Here is a 1524-nt window from a genome sequence, read left to right as displayed (position 1 = left end):
TATGACCGCCGCCGAGGCCCGGGCGCACATCGCCGCGGCGTTCGCGCTGTGGCAGCAACGCTCGGCCGCCGTCTGGCACCTGGACCTGGGCATCCTCACGCACGCGGGCATCACCGTCACGCCGCCGCCCGAGGCCGCCGACCGGCCCCGCGCGGCGGCACTCGGCCTGTCGGCCGCCGCCGGCGGCGTCACTGCTCCGTGGCGGCGGGCGGCTCGGTGAGGACGGGGCGCAGCTCCAGCCACTCCTGGACCGGCCGGCCGCCGGCCCCGGGGGCGGCCGACAGCTCCCCGGCCAGCTCGACGGCGCGGTCGTAGCTGCCGACGTCGATGACCATCCAGCCGGCGATGAGGTCCTTGGCCGGTGGGAACGGCCCGTCGGTGACGGGCGGGTGCCCCTCGCCGCCGCTGCGGACCCACACCCCGTCAGGGGAGAGCGCCTCGCTGCCAGCGAACTCGCCGGTCGCCCGCAGCCGGTCCGCGAAGTCGTTCAGGTACCGCACGTGGGCCTCGACCTCCTGCGGGCTCCACTGGTCCATCGGCACGTCGTTGCCGGACGCCGGGGCGCCCCGGTAGTGCTTCAGCAGCAGGTACGTGGCCATCGCGTCACTCCTCGGTAGGGGTACGGCCCATTGTGGCCGGGCTCACACCCCGGGCCGGGGATTTCGGCCGCGGTGCCTCAGCCGGTGCCGCGGTCCGGTGCGTAGCCGGAGGCCGGGTTGTCCCCGGGGGAGCAGACGGAGGCGTCGACCGCCGCGGCCATGAAGGGCTGGATCAGCGCGGCGAACGTCTCCACCGACTCCGCGTCGTCGGCCAGATGGCTGGCGCCCAGGCCGACGGTGAACGAGTGGATGATCTGGCCGGGCTCGCAGGAAGTGCCCGCGATGGCGAAGCCGGGCCACGCCATGGCCTCGAACTCGCCGGAGACGGGGGTGCCCTCGGGTACCTCGTAGCCGAGCTCTCCGGTCTCGCGGACCAGCGCGGCGCTCCGGCCGTCGATGAACGCCTGGAAACCGTCGCGCCCGGAGGTGTCCGACCAGATCACGAGTTCACCGTCGACCGTGATCCGGCACTGGTCGAGGGTGGCCAGGCCGGTGCTGCCCTCGTAGCTCTGCTCGATCCTCAGGTCCCTCCCCGGCGGGAAGAGCGGCTCGTACAGCTCGCGGGGCACGTCGAGGCCGCACAGCGTGTCCGGCACGGCGTACTCCCGTTCCGCGGGGCCGTCGGACCCGCGCGTGAGGAACACCGTGATCCCCGCCGCCAGCAGCGCCAGGACCAGCGCACCTCCCAGCAGCAGCCGCAGCCGCGCGGCACTCACCTGCAGGCTCACCTACTCGCCCTGCCCTTCCTGAGGCGGCCGGGTCCAGTGGTAGTGGACCTCCCAGTTGCTGTCGATGATGTCACCAACGCCGTTCTTCAGGTCCGTCAGGGTGGCGTCGACGTCCTCGTCGGGGTTGGCGGGCACATAGTCGTTCCCGGCCACGTCGATCGCGTGCCTGGCGGCGTCGCCGGCGGCCTCGCGGGCCG

Annotated in this window: 3 protein-coding genes and 1 pseudogene; 1 reads left to right on the top strand and 3 read right to left on the bottom strand. The window is 73.8% G+C overall.

Annotated features, from left to right (window positions below; translation table 11 throughout):
* Window positions 1–220, top strand: a pseudogene (locus JK356_RS21450) (hypothetical protein); the annotation flags it as partial.
* On the opposite strand, the gene JK356_RS21445 reads toward JK356_RS21450, so the two are convergent.
* From JK356_RS21445 to JK356_RS21435, 3 genes are all read right to left on the bottom strand, one after another.
* Window positions 189–599, bottom strand: a complete 411-nt coding sequence (locus tag JK356_RS21445; protein ID WP_201870345.1) for a YciI family protein — start codon at window positions 597–599, stop codon at window positions 189–191. The pseudogene JK356_RS21450 and the gene JK356_RS21445 sit on opposite strands and share 32 nt — an antisense overlap.
* Window positions 600–676: 77 nt before the next feature.
* Window positions 677–1327 (bottom strand): hypothetical protein, encoded by a 651-nt coding sequence (locus tag JK356_RS21440; protein WP_201870344.1) that lies wholly within the window; start codon window positions 1325–1327, stop codon window positions 677–679.
* A partial coding sequence (locus JK356_RS21435) for a hypothetical protein (protein ID WP_201870343.1) occupies window positions 1328–1524 on the bottom strand: 197 nt, incomplete at its 5' end.

The organism is Streptomyces sp. 7-21 (assembly GCF_016741785.1).
Classification (GTDB): domain Bacteria; phylum Actinomycetota; class Actinomycetes; order Streptomycetales; family Streptomycetaceae; genus Streptomyces.
Note: the sequence above shows the minus strand (reverse complement) of the source record. Positions and strands in the feature narration are given on the sequence as shown.